General features: G+C 41.5%; 17 protein-coding genes. 4 read left to right on the top strand and 13 right to left on the bottom strand.

From position 1 onward, the window contains the following. The first annotated feature begins 215 nt into the window (after positions 1–215). The 3 genes from phoB to NDQ71_RS15470 all read left to right on the top strand — a co-directional run bounded on the left by phoB (position 216) and on the right by NDQ71_RS15470 (position 3,340). Positions 216–905, top strand: coding sequence for a phosphate regulon transcriptional regulator PhoB (gene phoB / locus NDQ71_RS15460; RefSeq protein ID WP_016708540.1), 690 nt, complete (start codon positions 216–218; stop codon positions 903–905). A 45-nt stretch (positions 906–950) separates the two neighbouring features. Further along, a complete protein-coding gene (gene phoR, locus NDQ71_RS15465; RefSeq protein ID WP_064665500.1) occupies positions 951–2,294 on the top strand; it encodes a phosphate regulon sensor histidine kinase PhoR in 1,344 nt (447 codons plus the stop codon). Positions 2,295–2,371: 77 nt separating this feature from the next. Then, a complete protein-coding gene (locus tag NDQ71_RS15470; RefSeq protein ID WP_192541190.1) occupies positions 2,372–3,340 on the top strand; it encodes a PstS family phosphate ABC transporter substrate-binding protein in 969 nt (322 codons plus the stop codon). A 57-nt stretch (positions 3,341–3,397) separates the two neighbouring features. On the opposite strand, the gene NDQ71_RS15475 is transcribed toward NDQ71_RS15470, so the two are convergent. From NDQ71_RS15475 to NDQ71_RS15530, 12 genes are all read right to left on the bottom strand, one after another. Then, entirely contained in the window at positions 3,398–4,063 is a 666-nt protein-coding gene (locus NDQ71_RS15475; protein WP_192541189.1) for an NADPH-dependent FMN reductase, read from the bottom strand. A 13-nt stretch (positions 4,064–4,076) separates the two neighbouring features. Beyond that, positions 4,077–4,499, bottom strand: coding sequence for an arsenate reductase family protein (locus NDQ71_RS15480; RefSeq protein WP_192541188.1), 423 nt, complete (start codon positions 4,497–4,499; stop codon positions 4,077–4,079). Positions 4,500–4,859: 360 nt separating this feature from the next. Beyond that, the gene (gene mdoH / locus NDQ71_RS15485) at positions 4,860–6,848 is read right to left on the bottom strand and encodes a glucans biosynthesis glucosyltransferase MdoH (RefSeq protein WP_192541187.1); all 1,989 of its coding nucleotides are present in this window, start codon (positions 6,846–6,848) and stop codon (positions 4,860–4,862) included. Then, positions 6,820–8,511, bottom strand: coding sequence for a glucan biosynthesis protein (locus NDQ71_RS15490; RefSeq protein WP_157586653.1), 1,692 nt, complete (start codon positions 8,509–8,511; stop codon positions 6,820–6,822). The genes mdoH and NDQ71_RS15490 overlap by 29 nt, the downstream gene beginning before the upstream one ends. A 367-nt stretch (positions 8,512–8,878) precedes the next feature. Then, positions 8,879–9,118, bottom strand: a complete 240-nt coding sequence (locus NDQ71_RS15495) for a hypothetical protein (protein WP_064665503.1) — start codon at positions 9,116–9,118, stop codon at positions 8,879–8,881. Between the two features lie 18 nt (positions 9,119–9,136). Continuing rightward, positions 9,137–9,988: a pantoate--beta-alanine ligase gene (gene panC, locus NDQ71_RS15500; protein WP_192541186.1), complete on the bottom strand. Its 852-nt coding sequence runs from the start codon at positions 9,986–9,988 to the stop codon at positions 9,137–9,139. Then, positions 9,988–10,782, bottom strand: coding sequence for a 3-methyl-2-oxobutanoate hydroxymethyltransferase (gene panB, locus NDQ71_RS15505; RefSeq protein WP_064665505.1), 795 nt, complete (start codon positions 10,780–10,782; stop codon positions 9,988–9,990). Before panB ends, panC begins: the two co-directional genes overlap by 1 nt. A 31-nt stretch (positions 10,783–10,813) precedes the next feature. Continuing rightward, complete coding sequence (gene folK / locus NDQ71_RS15510; protein WP_192541185.1) at positions 10,814–11,299, bottom strand: 2-amino-4-hydroxy-6-hydroxymethyldihydropteridine diphosphokinase; 486 nt, start codon at positions 11,297–11,299, stop codon at positions 10,814–10,816. A gap of 1 nt (position 11,300) precedes the next feature. Further along, complete coding sequence (gene pcnB, locus NDQ71_RS15515; RefSeq protein WP_301562677.1) at positions 11,301–12,659, bottom strand: polynucleotide adenylyltransferase PcnB; 1,359 nt, start codon at positions 12,657–12,659, stop codon at positions 11,301–11,303. Positions 12,660–12,941: 282 nt separating this feature from the next. Next, positions 12,942–13,886, bottom strand: a complete 945-nt coding sequence (gene gluQRS / locus NDQ71_RS15520) for a tRNA glutamyl-Q(34) synthetase GluQRS (protein WP_192541184.1) — start codon at positions 13,884–13,886, stop codon at positions 12,942–12,944. A 17-nt stretch (positions 13,887–13,903) separates the two neighbouring features. Then, positions 13,904–14,347 carry an RNA polymerase-binding protein DksA gene (gene dksA / locus NDQ71_RS15525; RefSeq protein ID WP_064665509.1) on the bottom strand — a complete coding sequence of 148 codons (444 nt, stop codon included), beginning with the start codon at positions 14,345–14,347 and terminating at the stop codon, positions 13,904–13,906. Between the two features lie 237 nt (positions 14,348–14,584). Continuing rightward, positions 14,585–15,583 (bottom strand): AraC family transcriptional regulator, encoded by a 999-nt coding sequence (locus NDQ71_RS15530; RefSeq protein ID WP_192541183.1) that lies wholly within the window; start codon positions 15,581–15,583, stop codon positions 14,585–14,587. A gap of 146 nt (positions 15,584–15,729) precedes the next feature. Between NDQ71_RS15530 and NDQ71_RS15535 the strand changes: the two genes are divergently transcribed. Further along, positions 15,730–18,276: a penicillin acylase family protein gene (locus NDQ71_RS15535; protein WP_192541182.1), complete on the top strand. Its 2,547-nt coding sequence runs from the start codon at positions 15,730–15,732 to the stop codon at positions 18,274–18,276. On the opposite strand, the gene sfsA is transcribed toward NDQ71_RS15535, so the two are convergent. Further along, a complete protein-coding gene (gene sfsA / locus NDQ71_RS15540; RefSeq protein ID WP_192541181.1) occupies positions 18,266–18,985 on the bottom strand; it encodes a DNA/RNA nuclease SfsA in 720 nt (239 codons plus the stop codon). The two genes, NDQ71_RS15535 and sfsA, sit on opposite strands and share 11 nt — an antisense overlap. Positions 18,986–18,999: the final 14 nt, after the last annotated feature.

Raw genomic sequence — 18,999 nt, forward strand, 5'->3', positions numbered from 1 at the left:
TTGCTCAAAGTTGGTACTAGCTAAAATATTTAAACTAATGAAAAGGTATTAATTAAATCAATTTGGAAAACTTTATTTACCGTTATTTTGTCCCTAATAAGGGTTAATTAGTGTTTTTTTTCCTGCATTTTGATTTACACGTTACACTTTCATAAAAATGTCATACTTAGTCATAATAATGAAAACTAGTTCGATAACGAAAGAGATAAATTGGAATGTCACGTAAAGTACTTGTCGTCGATGACGAAGCACCGATCAGAGAGATGCTGGTTTTTGTATTAGAGCAAAACGGTTTTCAAGCAATTGAAGCAGAAGATTATGATTCTGCCATTGCAGCTATGGTAGAGCCTTACCCTGATATGGTGCTACTGGATTGGATGCTGCCTGGAGGTAGTGGAATTCAAATCGCCAAAAAATTTAAACAAAGTGAATACACTCGGCAAATTCCGATTATCATGCTGACGGCCCGCGGAGAAGAAGAAGATAAAGTTCGTGGCCTTGAAGTCGGTGCTGATGATTATGTTACTAAGCCATTTTCACCAAAAGAGTTGATGGCGCGTATTAAAGCGGTTATTCGTCGCGTTTCACCAACGTCACTAGAAGAAGCGATTGATGTTCATGGCTTACGCCTAGACCCTATTTCACATCGTGTCACCTCACAAGGTAGCGAGCTGGATATGGGGCCAACTGAGTTTCGTTTACTGCATTTCTTTATGACTCATCCCGAACGTGTTTACAGCCGTGAACAACTACTAGATAACGTGTGGGGGACTAATGTCTATGTTGAAGATAGAACGGTAGACGTGCATATTCGTCGCTTACGCAAAGCGATTGCACCACTTGGTCATGATCGCTTAGTACAAACTGTACGTGGCGCAGGTTATCGCTTTTCAAGTAAACTATAAAACATTCTGACCAAGGTCGGTCTTACTCTAAGGTAAAGTGAGTGTATGTATCGAGTTGTCAATAAGCAGGCGTTAGCAAAGCGTCTGCTTATCTATTTCCTGCCTTTATTATTAGTTGGTGTGCTAATTGGTGCGCCATTTCTGCTTTTGTTTTTAGGCTCTTTTTCACTACTTGTTTGGCATTACCATCAATTATACCGGCTCAGTGATTGGTTATTGAATCAGCGCAGTTTTAATCCACCTGAAGGTGAGGGCGCATGGGAGCAAGTGTTTGAAGGGATCTATCACTTACAACACCGCAATCGTAAAAAACGCAATGAATTAGCGGATCTGATCCGTCGTTTTCGTGATGGTGCTGAAGCGGTACCCGATGCTGTGGTGGTATTACAGCGAGATTTAAGTATTGTTTGGTGTAATCAACTCGCGTTAAAAGTACTGGGCTTACAGTGGCCAACCGATCATGGTCAGCGTCTTGATAATCTAGTGCGCGATCCTAAGTTTGCCAAGTATATGCAAATGGAAATGTTTGATGAAGCATTAGAACTTGAAAGTGGTCACAGTGTTGAGCAAGTTTTAGAGTTTCGGGTAATGCCTTACGCCAGTTCACAATTAATGGTGGTCGTCAGGGATGTGACGCGCTTGAAGCAACTAGAGCAAATGCGCAAAGACTTTGTTGCCAATGTTTCTCATGAACTGCGCACGCCACTGACGGTTGTTACAGGTTATTTAGAAATGTTTGATGGCGATATGATGCCACCGCCAGCGATGTGGAATAAAGCCCAAGGTACTATGCTTGAGCAATGTAAACGCATGGACAGCCTAGTTAATCAGTTATTGTCATTATCACGTATCGAAGGCGCTCGACGTCAAGATAACGACAAAGCGGTCAACGTCCCACAATTACTTAGCTATATAAAAACCGAAGCACAGTCTTTGAACCAAGATAAAGGCCATGAGTTAATATTTGATATTGATACAGGGCTTGATATTAAAGGTTCAGAGGAAGAGCTACGTAGCGCGTTTTCTAACTTAGTCTTCAATGCCATTCATTACACTAAGGCTGGCGGTAAAATTACCGTAAGCTGGCAGCTAAAAGATAAGCAAGCGTATTTTGCGGTAGTTGATAATGGCGATGGTATTGCTGCTGAGCATATTAATCGTTTAACGGAGCGGTTTTATCGGGTGGATAAGGCGCGTAGTCGTACCACAGGTGGTTCAGGGCTTGGCTTAGCAATTACCAAGCATGTGTTAACCCGCCATGATAGTAAGTTAAATATCAGTAGTAAATTAGGGCAAGGTTCCACGTTTTCGTTTGCCTTTAATGGTGATAAAACGGTGCTACTAAACAATTTAGCTGAAAACACTCAAAGTCATAAAACTGTCACTTAAGAGTAATCTAACTGTCATCTGTTCTCTTTAGAGTAGACGGCAGTTAAGAAATGGACGAACCAAATCGGAGTAACCCCATGAAATTTAAAAACCTCGTAGCCGCAATGGGTGTGGCAGTAACAACATTTGTATCTGCACAAGCTATGGCTGTCGATGCAGACATTCCTGAGTATCAGAAAACCAGTGGTATTTCAGGTAATTTTTCATCAGTGGGCTCTGATACATTAGCCAACATGATGACCTTTTGGGCAGAAGAATATAAGCGCATCTATCCAAATGTAAATATTCAAATTCAAGCGGCTGGTTCATCAACTGCGCCGCCAGCATTAACTGAAGGTACATCTAATTTCGGCCCTATGAGCCGAAGAATGAAATCAAAAGAAATCGAAGCGTTTGAAAAGCGTTACGGTTATAAGCCAACAGAAGTGCGCGTTGCTATCGATGCCCTTGCTGTGTTTGTACATAAAGATAACCCAATTGAAGGCCTGCGTATTGATCAAATCGATGCGATTTTCTCTTCAACACGTAAATGTGGCGCAACAGCAGATGTAACGCGCTGGAGTGACGTAGGTTTAACAGGTGATTGGGCTGCTAAAGATGTTCAGCTTTACGGACGTAACTCTGTATCGGGCACTTATGGTTACTTTAAAAGCAAAGCACTGTGTAAAGGTGACTTCCGTAATAACGTAAATGAGCAGCCTGGTTCAGCTTCTGTTGTACAATCAATTTCATCATCAGTGAATGCAATTGGTTACTCAGGCATTGGTTATAAAACATCAGGTGTGCGTACAGTACCACTGGCGAAAAAAGGCGATAACTTTGTTGATGCAACACTTGAGAATGTAGCAACTGGTAAGTACCCACTGTCGCGCTTTTTATATGTGTATGTGAATAAGCACCCTAATAAGCCGCTTGCACCAATTGAAGCTGAGTTCTTAAAAATGGTGTTATCGCTAGATGGCCAAAAAATTGTAGAGAAAGATGGCTATGTGCCACTTTCAGCGAAACTTGCAGCCATTGAGTTGAAAAAGTTGGGTTTACTTTAAAAGTAACTTTCTCTAGAAAGAAAAACCGCTCAATGAGCGGTTTTTTTATGCTTAATATTAACAAGGAGCATTGCGTTGTGAAGGGTCTCGCTTAAGATCAGTCACTAATCGATGGGGATCAATAACTGCACGCTGTTGTTTAGTTGCTTCAGCCCACCACCATAGTTGTTTAAGAGTGCGGTCAAGATAACCCTGCCAGTGTGAGGTGTCTTGTATTATTGCAGCAAAGTCGCCATTAGCTTCAAACACCGTTTGTGCTTTGGGGATATGGATCATAGCAGAGACAGGCAAGCAGCCTAATTCGGCCAAAAAGGTTCGCATGTTAACCGCCGCACGTGCGCCACCCCATTGCCCGGCAGAATAAGTAACAATTGCACTGGGTTTATATGAAAATAACGATGCGCCAAAGTGATTAAGCAAGTTTGCCAGTGCAGGGCTCATCGAATGGTTATATTCAGGACTGACCATTACATAGCCATCGGCGTCAGCAATTTTCCGGGCTAGGGTGTCAAGTTGTGTGGGGACTTTATTTTCATGATAAGCAAAATGAGGTTTAAACACGACACCTAGCTGATAGTCCAGCGGATCAATTAACTCAACTGATACATTGGCCAATTGTGTTTCGAGGTGTTTTACACAAGCGCGGGCTACACGTTCGCCTAAACGGGCGGGTGAAGGGGGAGTGCTGTCTCTCACTGTACCTAAAAATACGAGTAATTTCATTACGTTTCCTTTGTTAACTACTGATAAGTTTACCGTTATGATCAAGTATAGGTTGACCATCTTCTTTGTAGTATGGTCCTGGAGGCCAATTATTGAGTAAGCTTAGTACGATTTCGCTCGGACGGCATAACTTAACACCTTTACTGCTACAAACAATGGGTCTATTGACTAAAATTGGGTACGCTAACATAGCTTCTAAAATGGTTTCATCACTGACATCCTCTGCTAGTAATCCTAGCTGCTTTGCTGGTGATTTACTCACTCTTAATGCTGTTTTTGGGGTTAAGTTTGCTGCTGCAAACAGTGCTAATAGTTGTGCTTTAGTCCAACCTTGTTGTTGATAATCAATAATAATAGGTTGATATCCAGCATCGATGATTATATTGAGTACATTGCGTGAAGTGCCGCACGCTGGGTTGTGGTGGATAACAATCATAATAATAGCCCCTTATTGCTCTGAAACTAATACTGAGAGTGGTTGGTCAATCCGACTAAATAATGAAATATTTAATCGACCAGAATACCTTTAAAAAATTAGCCACCTTACTCATATTTATAAATAACGCTCAAACAACCCGATGTTAACATATCCTATCTTAAAACCGTGGAAGCCTGTTTTTAAGTGCACTACATAAATAAAATCATATGTACAATATGACAACAGCCGTGAAGGTGTTTTTATACAATAGATATAAATATAGGAAAAGCAACACAGATATTTTTAAAGGCATAAAAAAACGCACTAATAGTATTTGTTACTAGTGCGCTTTTCGCTGATTAATGGCTATAGCTTTGTTTAATAATCAAGCTTAGCTAATAATTTTTCTTTAATACGTTGCTTTGCTGATCGGGCAAGTTTTCGTTTACTTAAACCCTGGCGTTTAAAGCTTTGGATTGGCATTACGGCTGGTTGTTCTTGAGGCAATGCTGGGATTGTGAAATTAGCCACCTCATCACTTGGTAATGCTATTTCTTGCTCATGGACACGCAAAGCGGCAAGTGTATCGTCATTATCAATTTCACTGGGGCAAATAAATATGCCCATTTTACGTAACCTAACGCCTAAGCCAATACTGCTTGAATAGCGCACAATTGGTGCGGCTAAAATTAAGCCGACTAATATTGGTGACAACCACCAAAAGAAAGTCGGTGTATAGTAATAAGCAACGCCACCCCATGCAATAGACACTAAAGTCGCTATTAACGTATAGCCAATAGCCTCTTTCCAAGGCACCATACGACCTGAACGTGGTTGTGCATCCCACGATACTTTTTTACCTAAAAATACACACACCACAAAGTAGCTGTGAAATACCATCATTAATGGTGCAACAATTATGGCAAAGACCGTTTCTATTAATGATCCGAATATAAGTTTCAGGCTACCGCCAAATTGTTTATTCCTGTGTATTAACGTAACGATAAGTCCCATTAGTTTTGGCAGTAATAGTAATCCTATAGTGATAAACAGCAACGAATCAATAAGCTCTGTTTTCGCTATCTGCCAAGTTGGGAATAATTGGTAAGGTTGATTGAAATAAACGTTACTATTCATAGCACGCGTTACTGCATCAACCGTACTTAACACCAACATAGATAACCAAATTAGCGAAGAAATATACGCGGTCGCACCTAATAAGAAGTGCAACTTGTTCATTAGTTTTATACCTGATGAAGGTAATAAACCTAAATGTTGGATATTACCTTGCACCCAACGTCTGTCGCGTATTGCGTAATCTAAAATATTACTGGGGACTTCTTCGTAGCTGCCTTGAACATCACTTAATAAAATAACATCCCAGCCAGAGCGGTTTAAAAGAGCGGCTTCAACAAAGTCATGGCTTAGGATCTCACCACCAAAAGGGGCTTTACCTTCAAGTACAGGCAGCCCGCAGCAGTTAATAAAGGCTTCAACACGAATAATAGCATTGTGACCCCAATAGTTGGCTTGATTGGTTTGCCAAAAAGCGGAACCAGTTGCTAGCATTGGGCTGTATAACACAGAAGCAAATTGTAAAAAGCGACCGAAGAACGTTTCTTGTCTAACTGGAATAGGGATTGTCTGGATCAACCCGGCATTTGGGTTGTTGATCATGCTTGTTGTAAGCTCAAGCATACATTGACCGGTCATAATGCTATCTGCATCAAGTACAATCATATGTTCATATTGGCTTCCCCAGCGTTCACAAAAATCAGCTAAGTTACCTACTTTACGGTGTTTATTATCAGTACGGTTACGATAGAAAACCTGCTTTGCAGTTTCCCCTAAACGTGCAGTTAGTGCATGCCAAGCTTTTAGCTCATTGCGTGCAATGTCTTTATCTTGGGTATCACTTAATAAATAAAAATCAAAATGCGCAAACTGACCGGTCTTTAAAAGCGAGCGCAAGCTCACTTCAAAACCAGCAATAACGCGTTCAGTATCTTCGTTGTAAATAGGCATCACTATGGCAGTTTTGCTGTTACTTAACGCTTGGGGGTCTATAGTAATCGGCTTTTGACGTTTTAAAGTCAATGGATCGATTCTCAATAATTGCAGAATAAAACCCATACAGCCACTACAAAATGCAGTCACAATCCAAGTGAAAGTGATTGAAAATAGCGCAAGTAAGGCGTATTCAAGTAAGGTCATGGAGTTTGAATTTAAAATATCAAACATGATCCACATGCCATAAGCTGAAATATACAGCACTAACAACGTAAATAGTGCTATGCGTGATTTTCTAAAGGGTATTGCAGCGTTACCTGCTTTACTTTTATTGAACATCGTTTGGATACCAGACATAGCTCCATACCTCACTTACTTCTTTGTCACGTAGTGTTAATGATAAGCGCATATCAACTGGCTTATCTCCCTCAGGCGCGATTTTAAACGCAACACGCCATCCTTGATTATTCGGTAATTGTTGTACTGTTTTATCGCTGACTGCGCCTGAATTAAGCGATAAGTTAGCGAGCAGTTTGATATTGGCCGATAAGTTATTGATCGTGTCACCAGTAAAGTCGACCGTAAATTGACGATGGCTTTTCGGTGGTGGATTTTTTTCACCAGGTAAGGCCGCACTGCCAATGCGAGTACGTAACACATGGGCTTTATCTTGATTTGCCAATACTGCGTTAAAGGTCGACATTTTATAACCAAAGCTGAGTGTTTCACCTGCTTTTAGTGGTTGCTCTGGTACCCAATAACTGACAATGTTGTCATTGGTTTCAGTGTCTGTTGGTATTTCAACTAACTCTACTCGGCCATGCCCCCAAGGCGCTAGTGGCTCAATCCAGAGGCTAGGACGAGCATGGTAATGTGCTTCCGTATCAAGGTAGTTATTAAATTCACGATCGCGTTGTGCAAGACCAAAACCCTTTGGATTATCATAACTAAATGAGGTGACGCTAAGTTGTTTTGGGTTGTTCAGCGCACGCCAAACCCATTTATCATCCTGTGATTGCATTAATAAACCATCAGAGTCATGCACTTCTGGTCGGTAATCATCGAAGAACTTAGTGCTATTTTCGCCGTGATAAAACATACTGGTAAGTGGTGCAATACCGAGCTTTTTAATATCTTTGCGGGCAAATATTTGCATTTGCGTTTTGATTTCAGTGTTAGTTGATGGGCTTATCTCAAAGCGATAGGCACCAGTCACTGATGGGCTGTCTAGTAACGCATAGAGCACAATATTAGTGTCTTCTGCTGTTGGCTTTACCAGCCAAAACTCTTTAAATACAGGGAACTCTTCACCTGAACTGAGCGCGGTATCGACAGCTAGTCCACGGGCTGAAATACCATACACTTGCTGTGGACCAACTAAGCGAAAGTAAGAAGCACCTTGGAATACAGCGACTTCATCTTTGTACTCGTTATTATTAAGCGGGAAATGCAATCGAAAACCAGCGTGACCTAATTGAGTGCTACCTAAAGCCGCGCTAATTTCCTGCTCAAGAGGAGCTGCAGTACTGTCATAGCGGTAATAATCTGTTTTAAATGGTAATTTTTGTACCTTGCCATCATTGCTCACCGTATTGATAGTAATAGGGTTTTTATAAAGGAAACCAGGGTGAAATAGCTGTACTTCATACAAGCTTTGATCTTTCCAAATAGCGTGATCTTGGCGAAATCGAATAGCCCTATAATCTTGGTAGCTAATATTATTTAATGTGTCGATGGCAATTTCAGGGTCGGCTACATAGTCGTTGGCTGCTAGCTGTTTGGCTCTTGCAGTGATCACCTCAAAGAGGCTTTCTGAAGGAATCGTCAGCAGGGTTGGTTTTTTAACAGATGCAGGCGTAACAGTGTCTGGCTTTTTAGCAGGAACTGGTGTGGCTGTTTCTGGTTGTTTAATTGGCTCTTCTGCTGCACTAACATTGCACACAAACAAAGTTAATAGTGCAGCTAAAACACTATTTTTTTTGAATGATGAATACATAGCTGCTCGTGTTTTCGTTTCCATGAGGTTTCCTTTAGCCGTTACCTAGTTAATTTTAAATTTTGTAAAATAAGTAGTGTGTAATAAGTCATTTTTTAATAAGCTACATTCATCTTTGCAAGAAACGAACCTGAAATAAGTGCTTACATTTCAATGCTCTTATTGGTTGTTCGTCGTGTGGATGATGTACTTTCTTTGTATAAGCGGGAAATAATTACATGGAATGTACGACTACTTATTACTAATGTAAGTAGATGTTACTAGGTGCAACCTTGCTCTAAGGTGAATGAAATGGCAATTACACAGATTTTGTTAGCGGGTCAAGAAATTGCGATATATGGGGGGGAGTGAACTTGCCAACAGAGATAATTGGCAAGTTAAAGGTAACTAATTACTGTACATTACCTAATGCTTCAGCATTGGCTTTACATTGGTTGTAAGCTTCAATACATTTTGTGCTACACACTTTATGAACCATACCTTCACCGGTGCTTTGCTGTTCACAATTTACTTCACATTGATAGTTTTGCTGAGCACATTGTTGCATTTCTGGGTTCTCTATTTGGCTTTGACACCCAGCAAGTACACCAATACAAAGCGCAATGCTTGATAATTTTAGTAATGAATTCATATTTATCCCTAATTATTGTTATGTAATATTGACTTGCAGATTATCTATAAGTCTAACCGGACCTAAAAAAGCTGCTGCTAATATCACTAGTTGGCTGTCATTGAGTGTAGCGTTTTTTAGTGTATCGCGCTGCGCTATTTCAAAATAATCGGCTTTGAGTCCCGCCTGTTGTAATCGTTGTTTAGCTTGCTGGCATATTTCAGTAAAATCTCGTCGTCCTGCGTTTAGTTGTTCAGCACTCCAATTTAGCGTTCTAAACAGCTCTGTGGCAGTTTCTTTTTGAATTTCTGATAAGTAGCCATTGCGAGAACTCATTGCCAAACCTGAGACTTCACGGCTGGTTGCAACGCCAATGATTTCAACGGGAATAGATAGGTCATGAGCCATGGTCTTAATAACTTGTAACTGCTGAAAGTCTTTTTCACCAAAGCAGGCATAATCAGGTTGCACTAAGTTAAATAACTTAGTGACGACAGTGGCGACACCACGAAAATGCCCCGGACGTGAACCACCGCAATAACCCATTGAAATACCAGGTACATCAACAAAGCTTTGTGCATCTAAACCGTTTGGATAAATGGTTTCTGTAGTCGGTGTAAACACAATATCAGTGTCAAGCTCAGCAAGTCCTTGCTTATCAGCAACAAGGGTGCGCGGGTAGTTATCCAAATCTTCGTTTACGCCAAACTGCATTGGGTTTACGAAAATGCTCACGACAACTTTATCGGCCATATTTTTAGCTTTTTCAACTAACGAGAAGTGACCTTGATGCAAATTACCCATTGTTGGCACTAAGGCGACGCTCAGACCTGCTTGACGCCATGCTTTAATTTGGCTGCGTAAGGATTTTATTTCAGTGATCGACTGCATTATTTAAACTCATGTTCCGTGCTTGGAAAAGCACCGCTTTTAACGTCGTTACAATACTTTTTCACTGCATCTGGCATGTTGCCAGTTTCGAGTAAAAAGTTTTTAGAAAATTTAGGAATATAGCCTGCTGAGATGCCCACTAAGTCATGCATAACGAGAATTTGACCATCGGTCTGATTACCAGCACCAATACCAATTGTTGGGATTGATACAGCATCAGTGATTAACTTTGCAAGTTCTGTTGGAATACATTCAAGTACAATCATTTGTGCGCCAGCTGCTTCCAGCGCTTTAGCATCACTAATCATTTTCTGAGCTTGTTCAGCACCACGGCCTTGAATTTTAAAGCCGCCAAAAACGTGTACAGACTGCGGTGTTAAACCTAAATGACCACACACTGGAATACCTTGCTGCGTAAGCGCGACAATTGAATCATACAGCCATTCACCGCCTTCAAGTTTGACCATGTTCGCTCCTGCGCGCATCAACTCAGCGGCGTTTTTACAACTTTCGGCCGGGTTTGAATAGGTCATAAACGGCATATCAGCAATAACGAATAATTCACGGCTACCAGCGCGTACACTGCGGGTATGGTAGGCGATATCTTGATTAGTTACAGCCAGTGTATCGTCACCTCCTTGTAATACCATGCCTAATGAGTCGCCAACTAAAATGACATCAACGCCGTTATCGTGAAATAACTTAGCAAAGCTGGCATCGTAAGCTGTTAAAGCAGTAATTTTTTGCTGTTCTGCTTTCATTTTATTGAGCGTAGAAACGGTTATTTTAGACATAGTATCCTCGTAGGCAACGGCCTGAAATTAATTACAGAGGTAATTGTTGTAATTCGTTTAATGCCAAGGTAGCGGTAACACTGTGTAGTGGTGTTCCATTTGGCAGCGAAATATCGGGAGCGATCTCAAGTAGTGGATAGACTACAAACTCGCGCTCGGTTAATCCATAGTGAGGCACAATTAGACGCTCACTATGAATGATCTGATCGCCAAATAATAAAATATCAATATCTAAGGTGCGTGGCCCCCAGCGTTGTGCTTTACGGACTCTACCGTGCTGAAGTTCTATCTTTTGTGTTAAATCAAGTAGTTGTTCTGGCAGTAAATTGGTTTTAATTGCCGCTACAGCATTCACATAGTCAGGTTGATCTTGTGGTCCCATCGGCTTGCTGGCGTAATAGTGTGATACGCAAACAAATTCGCATTCAGCTAAAGCTTGTAAAGCTGCTACGGCGTTATCAAGTTGCTGACGTGGGGCGTTTAAATTCGCCCCTAAACCAAGATAGACAATTGCCATGTTATTCAGCCGTCGGCTTTGGGCTACGACGGCGGGTACGACGACGACCTTTGGCAACCCCTTGGCTACCTAACGCTTTGACCATGTCTTTTTGGCCATTGATATCTTGTTTTAAATAGTCAGTCCACCAATTTGCTAGCTCTTGATGTTGTTTTTCACCCGCTTCTACACGCAATAATAAAAAGTCATAGGCGGCTTTAAAACGTGGCTGCTGGGTAAGGCGATATGCACGTTGCCCTGAGCGTTTATCTAAACGATGCTGAATATGCCAGATATCGCGAGCGCCAAGGGTAAAGCGTTTTGGTACGGCAATATGCTGTGCGTTATCACTGAGTACTTTGTTCATCGCTTGAGCAAACGCATCGTATTCAGATAGTTGCTCCTGCGCTTGCAAGGTTTTAGTGATCTTTAATAATGGGAACCACAGTAATGCGGCAAAAATAAAGGCCGGTGTTACTTTCTTTTCAGCATTTATACGTTCATCGGTGTTGCGGAACATTTGGCGGATCAAAGCAAACTCTAAACCAGCTGGATTACTATCTAAAATAGTATCAAGGGCTGGGAATAATGATTTGAACAAGCCATATTTGCGCAGCATTAAAAAGTTTGCTTCGGCTTTACCATTTAAAAACAGCTTTAGTGTTTCTTCAAATAAACGCGCAGGCGGTATGTTATCTAATAGGCTTGCTAATTCTTTTAATGGTTGTTCGGTTGCTGGTGCAATTGACATGTCTAGTTTGGTGGCAAAACGAACTGCGCGCAGCATACGTACAGGATCTTCACGGTAACGAGTTTGCGGATCACCGATCATTTCGATTTGTCTGGCTTTAATTGCCGCTAAGCCGTTTGCGTAATCATGAATTGAAAAGTCATTAATTGAATAGTATAAAGCGTTGATTGAAAAATCACGACGTTCAGCATCTTCTTCAATGCTACCAAACACGTTGTCGCGAAGTAGCTGGCCTTGATCACTCGATTGGCTGATCTGGTTTTTATCTTCAGGCGCTTCGTGATGCCCGCGCATGGTGGCAACTTCGATGATCTCACGACCAAACACAATATGCGCCAAGCGAAAGCGACGGCCAATTAAACGGCAATTACGAAAGAGCTTTTTAACCTGATCTGGTGTGGCATTGGTGACTACGTCAAAATCTTTTGGTTGTTGACCTAACAAAATATCACGAATACAACCACCAACAAGGTAGGCATCGAAGCCACCGTCTTTGAGGCGATATAACACCTTGATTGCATTTGGGCTAAATTGTTTGCGAGAAATACCGTGCTCATTGCGTCCAACTATTAAAGGTTGCGCAGAGACTTGAGTATGTTCGGCTGTTGCTGAGGCGGTTGGGCCTATAATTTGCCGACAAAATTGAAAAAGCTTGGAAATAATAATCTGTCTCCCACAGAATTTGGTTATTTGATGGACGCCATCAAAAATCTAACCAAGTATAGCTGCACTTTGCTATTAACTGCACATGTATAGTGTTATTGAATAACTTTGTTGTTGCTATAATTGAGCACACCCTTAACGCAATTGATATTAATTAAATAAATTGCACATTTAAGGTTGGCTATCATATACCAGCAAAGCTCAAAAATTAAGTTGAAGGCCTTAAAATTAGCCATTTTTAGTGAATTTTTATTTGTTTAAATGCGTAAATAGGGGTGACTGGCTGTGTGAGTTTTGAGAAATTTGAATTTCAGCCACTTTCGGCACCTTTTCTAAGCTGTAATTATCGATTGCCCAGCTCAGCATTTTATCAATACTTAGCTCAACGAGTGCTGGTTGCGGGGCTAAACCTAAAAATTCAAATGCGCTGAGCAGGGCCGGTTTAGGATTGTCTTTAACAATCGCTGGCGCATAGTTTTGTTTTGATAATTTAAAGCCCGGTTTAGCTACTGCCAATGGTAAATGAGCATACTGGGGAGCTGCGTTATTTAACTGTTTAAATAAACTTAGTTGACGGGCTGTTGGTTCAAGTAAGTCAGCGCCGCGCACAACATGAGTAATACCTTGCTCAATATCATCTGCAACCACCACTAATTGATAAGCAAACAAACCATCGCTGCGTTTTATTAAGTAATCTTCGTGGGCTAAATCACGGGTTACGCTAACTTGACCTTGAATGAGGTCATGGTATTGGTATATTGGATGCTGTTGAATTAAGCGTAATGCGCTGTGTGCTTGCGAGTGGTTTAAATGACGACAATGACCTTGATAAATTCCGCCAAGCGCTTTGATTTGTTTGCGTGAGCAGTGGCAAGCATAAATAAGTTGCTGGTTCTTTAATTTATCGAGGGTATGTGCGTATAAGTCATGGCGCTGGGTTTGATAGACAACCTCTTCATCCCAATGCAATCCATAGGCTTCAAGGGTGGTAAGAATATCGTTTGCTGCGCCCTCAACAACACGAGTGGTGTCGATATCTTCTATTCGGACTAACCAACTACCTTGGTTGCTTTTAGCGTCAAGGTAACTGCCCACAGCCGCCACAAGTGAGCCAAAATGAAGTGGCCCAGAAGGTGACGGTGCAAAACGACCGCGATAGTTGCGCACAGGCGCAGTAACGGCTGTGGTAGACATTGATTAATTACTGATAATTAACCACGTCCAGATTGTTTTTCTTTGATTTCCGCAAGTGTTTTACAGTCTACGCATAAATCTGCAGTAGGACGTGCTTCTAAACGGCGAATACCAATTTCAATCCCGCATGAGTCACAAAATCCAAAATCATCTTCTTTGATTAGAATTATCGTTTTTTCAATTTTTTTGATCAGTTTACGTTCGCGGTCACGAGTACGCAGTTCTAAAGAGAACTCTTCTTCTTGTGCTGCACGGTCAACTGGATCAGGGAAGTTAGCTGCTTCATCTTGCATATGCGATTTAGTACGGTCTACTTCGTTACGTAAATCGTTGCGCCATGCTTCCAAAATAGTTTTAAAATGAGTGCGTTGTGCCTCATTCATATACTCTTCGCCCGGCTTTTCCTGATATGGTTCTAATCCGGCCTGAGCCAATAACCCTAATTTTTTTTGGTCTGGCATAACTTTCTCCTAAATCCTTAATATAATGCCCAGCTTTAGCCGGCGGCTATAAATAACAGAATCCTATGGCCTAGGCAAATTTATTTTTAATTTATTGGCTACGGTTAAATAATTTTCACTGTTTAAAAAGAAATTTGAAAAAAATAATAGCTCTTTAATCAGTCTGCTATTTTCTAACTGGCCTAGTTATATGGGCAAAAAAATGAAAAGCAACTTAATTTTTTATATCTTGTGTAATTACTGTTGTTTAAATGCTTTAAGGGCTAAAAATTTTTTCGGTGGGCAGCCATACCAACGCTTAAAGGCACGTTGAAAGGCGCTTTGTTCGCAAAAACCTAAGCGATTGGTTATTTCAAGCAGGGTAACTTTTTGTTGCAGCATGAGTTTGGCATGGTATTTACGAAGCTCATCTATTAGCTGTGAATAACTACAATTTTGTGAGCGTAAATAGCGTTGTAAGCTGCGTTTTTTAAAACCTAAATGGCAGGCTGCTTGCTCAATGCTAGGGACTTGTGGCAAATGCGCGGTAATAAATGCTTTCAGTTGATTTATTTCGTCTTGTTCGCTCACTAAGGTACTTGCTTGCGCGGCGAGTAAATATTCAATTTCTTTATTGGCACTGTGTAATGGGCTGGTTAATAAGCTGCTTTTAAAGCATAAGCAATTATGGCTTGCGGAAAATTCTATCGGGCAATTAAACACGGTTTTGTAAGCTCGTAAGCTGGTTGGATTTGGCTCAGCGCGGGTCAGTTGAACTTTCTCGAGTGCCAGCTCGGTTGTGTTGTAACAGCAATGTTTGGCAAAAGATAACCAACTACTAAATAACTCATCCACCATATGATGCGCAATTTTAATGCTAGGTTGCCAAGTTAAATAGCTTAGCGAGTTATCGCTTCGCAAGGTAATAGCCCCGATATTACGAACTGTGGTGTTGAGCTTTTGCGCATGCAATAATACTTTTGCTAATGAATCACTGACCAATGCAATGTGTCCTAGCAATCCCCAGCTCTGGGTTTTTAACGACTGTCCAAATTTCAAGCCTATGTGATCACAGTGTAATGACTTTTCGGCATAACGCATTAGCTGTTCATAATCTTCAATAGGAAAGCGGTAACGGCTTTCGTTAAGATAACGGGCACGAGTTGCAAGTAGCGCATCAAGGCTGGCTGGTGCTATACCTTGTGCAATTAAAAACTGTACGAGTGCACGAATTATTTGGCTGCTAACATAGTACATAACGGGCAATTTTACGAAGTGAATTATCAGCTAAGCTGCATTAGTTGGCGCGCAAAGTCAATTTTTTGCGTGAAAGGTCAAGATTTAGTTTGTTGAATAAGGCAAGGTAGTCAATGGATAAAACAATAATGGATAGGAACCCCACAATGAAACTTCACACACTTTCAATTAGTATCGCAGCGGCATTGTTACTCAGTGCTTGTAGTTCTGATGATGATAAAAATGTTATCGAGCCACCACCGCCTGTCGTCGTTGAGCCAACACCAGAGCCTGCGCCAACAATTACAGCTTTTGATGACGATAACAAACTTGATGCCAATATTCGTTGGACTACATTTGGTGTACCGCATATCACCGCTGATAACCTTGAAAGTTTGGCCTTTGGCAGTGGTTATGCGTATGCAAAAGATCACGCGTGTTTGTTACTTGATCAAATAGTTAAAACTCGTGGTGAACGGGCAAAGTTTTATGGTCCCGATAAAGTCCCTGGTAGCGGTGATTCTGCGCACTTAATCTCAGACTTTGGTTATAAAGCATTGGGCGTGAATGAATATGCCAAAGCACATTATAGCGAGCTTAATGACGACAGCCGTGCTCATTATGAAGGCTTTGTACAAGGTTTTAATAAGTACGTAAGTGATACCGGCGTAGATAATCTCGCGCCAGAGTGTGCATCACAGCCTTGGGTGTTTGCATTAACGCCGGAAGATATGCTGGCTTACGCGATGGCAACGGTACAATTAGCCAGCTCGGCAAACTTTTTAGATTTAGCGTTTCTAGCCAATCCAGGTGATGATGGCGAGTATTTACCGACTCCGACAGGCGCTGCTGCCAGCTCGGTCTCGAGTGTTGTAAAGAATATTAATCAACAAGCTAAAAGTTTTAAATTAGAGAAAAAATACCAGCATCTTGGCTCAAATGGTTGGGGGCTAGGTAAAGATAAAATGGCCAATGGCAAAGGCGGCTTATTAGCTAACCCGCACTTTCCTCATGAAGGAAACTTACGTTTTTGGCAATCACATTTGACTATTCCAGGGGCTATGAATGTAATGGGTGGCAGCTTACAGGGTATGCCAGGGCTTATCAATATTGGCTTTAATGAGCACGTTGCCTGGACACATACATTTTCCACAGCACGACACTTTTTAATTTACCAACTAGCGCTGAACGAAAATGATCGTATGAGTTATAGCGTTGAAGGTGATAATCATACTATCACGAGTAAAAAAATAACCGTCGAAGTCGCTGTTGCACCTAGCATGACAATTAATTTAGAGAAGGACTTTTATTACAGCCATCATGGCTTAATGATCGAAACACCTGCCGCAAATGGATTAGGTTGGGATGACAACCAAGCATTTACTATAAAAGATGCCAACGAATTTAATATGGATGTGGTTGCTCAGTGGTCAGCACTTAATCAAGCCCGCAGCTTAGATGATATGAAAGCTTCATTTGCACAGTTTGATGGTGTGGCGTTTAACAATACTATGGCCACAGACAAAGATGGCAATGTTTTTTATGTTGATGACAGTACCGTACTGAATGTAGGTGACCTTGCTAACAAGGCGATCCGCCTTCAGCCAGAGCTAGTTGCACTGCGAGAATCAACGGGATTCGATTTAGTCCCCGGTAATTTAAAAATATTTGAAAGCGACGGTAATGTTCCTTTTGAAAAAGCGCCCCAATTGAGCCGTACTGATTATGTACAAAACTCTAACGACAGCTACTGGGTCACTAATCCGCAGCAACCATTATTGGGTTTTGCTGCACAATATGGTGATGTACAACAGCCGCTGTCATTGCGAACTCGGATGGGATTAAAGTTATTGCAAGACGGTGGTGGTGAAGATGGTTTGTTCACTCTGGAAGAGCTAGAAACTTCGTTAATCGGCAACCGTATTTATTTAGGTGAGCTGGTGTTTGAGCAATTAGTCGCTCAGTGTCAGGTGCAAGGTGATACGCCGGTGATGCTTAATGGCCAAAGCATTGACTTAACGCAAGCCTGTGATGTACTTGCACAGTGGAATGGGGCGATGAATTTAGACACCAAAGGTGCTGCGCTTATTAGAGAGTTTGCACATTTATTTGATCCCAAAGCTCATCTGGCCGATAACTTTGATGTGACCAATCCTGCTAATACGCCAAATACCCTGCGCATTGATGGTTCGGCATTGGTAGCATTAGCACATGCTGTTGCAACGCTGCAAAGTAATGGTATTGCGCTAGATGCAACGCTTGCACAAATGCAATTTGTTGAAAAAACCTTAGCAGGTGGTAACGCCAGCGGTGAAAAGCTACCGTGGAGCGGCCCAATGCATGTTGAAGGTGGCTTTAACGTGTTTCGTTATGATCGCAGTGGTACCACGCGTTCAACCTTGATCCCTTACATTGATCATCAAGCGCTGAATGATGCAATAACTGGCCAGCCGTTGCGCTCAAATCTCACTGCTTCAGGCTACCCAGTTAATTATGGCTCAAGTTGGATGTTTGTAATGAACTTCACTGACGAGGGCCCAGTTGCTAAAGGGATCTTAACGATGTCGCAAAGTTCCGATTCAACCTCGGATCACTTTGATGATCAATCACGTTTTTACTCTGAAAATGCCACACTTAGACCGTTACTTTTCAAAGATGAAGACATTAATCTTAATTTGATTGACGAAATTGATTTGTCACTGACTAAGCAATAAAAGGGATATTTTCGGTCAGAGTAACTTCTCTGGCCGAAATTTTTGCTTTGTAAGCCACTACTTCCACACCCACTGCAATCGCTTGGTTTAGTAATTGCGCGTACTTTTCATCGATATGTTTTGCAGCACTAACGTGGCTGATCCCTTCATGTAATACGGCGAACAATAAAACCGCTCGATGGCCTTGTTCAACCATTTCAATTAATTCGCGAATATGCTTTTGGCCACGTAGAGTCTGTGCATCGGGAAAATAGCCTTGCCCACTAAGTGGCGAATCCTGACTTAATAAGGTGACTGACTTCACTTCCACATAGCAGTTTGGCCGTTTTGAATCACTGAGCAAAAAATCAATGCGGCTGTTTTCTTGGCCGTACTTCACTTCACTTTGCAGTTGCTCATAACCGCTTAATTGAGTTATTAAGTTTGCCTGTAGGGCTTCTTCTACCACTTTATTTGCTAGCGCCGTGTTGACACAAATTAACTGCTGAAATTGATTTTGGGTTAGCTCTAGAGAATGAGGATATTTACGCTTAAGGTTACCACTGGTTGAATAAAATGCGACAAAATCAGGTTCCGCGCAGCCCGTCATTTTTCCTGTATTCGCGCAATGAGCCGTAAATTCAGAACCGTCCGCTAAGCGTAAATCGGCTAAAAACCGCTTGTAGCGCTTAATTAACGTGGCTTGTTGTAATGGTGGTGCAAATTTCATTATTTAGTCTCATT

The organism is Pseudoalteromonas sp. KG3, from assembly GCF_030436385.1.
Taxonomy (GTDB): Bacteria; Pseudomonadota; Gammaproteobacteria; order Enterobacterales; family Alteromonadaceae; genus Pseudoalteromonas; species Pseudoalteromonas prydzensis.

Bases quoted from the DNA above. Each gene is read 5' to 3' on its own strand.
- phoB (WP_016708540.1), top strand. From the start codon at position 216: ATGTCACGTAAAGTACTTGTCGTCGATGACGAAGCACCGATCAGAGAG.
- phoR (WP_064665500.1), top strand. From the start codon at position 951: ATGTATCGAGTTGTCAATAAGCAGGCGTTAGCAAAGCGTCTGCTTATC.
- NDQ71_RS15470 (WP_192541190.1), top strand. From the start codon at position 2,372: ATGAAATTTAAAAACCTCGTAGCCGCAATGGGTGTGGCAGTAACAACA.
- NDQ71_RS15475 (WP_192541189.1), bottom strand. From the start codon at position 4,063: ATGAAATTACTCGTATTTTTAGGTACAGTGAGAGACAGCACTCCCCCT.
- NDQ71_RS15480 (WP_192541188.1), bottom strand. From the start codon at position 4,499: ATGATTGTTATCCACCACAACCCAGCGTGCGGCACTTCACGCAATGTA.
- mdoH (WP_192541187.1), bottom strand. From the start codon at position 6,848: ATGTCTGGTATCCAAACGATGTTCAATAAAAGTAAAGCAGGTAACGCT.
- NDQ71_RS15490 (WP_157586653.1), bottom strand. From the start codon at position 8,511: ATGGAAACGAAAACACGAGCAGCTATGTATTCATCATTCAAAAAAAAT.
- NDQ71_RS15495 (WP_064665503.1), bottom strand. From the start codon at position 9,118: ATGAATTCATTACTAAAATTATCAAGCATTGCGCTTTGTATTGGTGTA.
- panC (WP_192541186.1), bottom strand. From the start codon at position 9,988: ATGCAGTCGATCACTGAAATAAAATCCTTACGCAGCCAAATTAAAGCA.
- panB (WP_064665505.1), bottom strand. From the start codon at position 10,782: ATGTCTAAAATAACCGTTTCTACGCTCAATAAAATGAAAGCAGAACAG.
- folK (WP_192541185.1), bottom strand. From the start codon at position 11,299: ATGGCAATTGTCTATCTTGGTTTAGGGGCGAATTTAAACGCCCCACGT.
- gluQRS (WP_192541184.1), bottom strand. From the start codon at position 13,886: ATGTCTACCACAGCCGTTACTGCGCCTGTGCGCAACTATCGCGGTCGT.
- dksA (WP_064665509.1), bottom strand. From the start codon at position 14,347: ATGCCAGACCAAAAAAAATTAGGGTTATTGGCTCAGGCCGGATTAGAA.
- NDQ71_RS15530 (WP_192541183.1), bottom strand. From the start codon at position 15,583: ATGTACTATGTTAGCAGCCAAATAATTCGTGCACTCGTACAGTTTTTA.
- NDQ71_RS15535 (WP_192541182.1), top strand. From the start codon at position 15,730: ATGAAACTTCACACACTTTCAATTAGTATCGCAGCGGCATTGTTACTC.
- sfsA (WP_192541181.1), bottom strand. From the start codon at position 18,985: ATGAAATTTGCACCACCATTACAACAAGCCACGTTAATTAAGCGCTAC.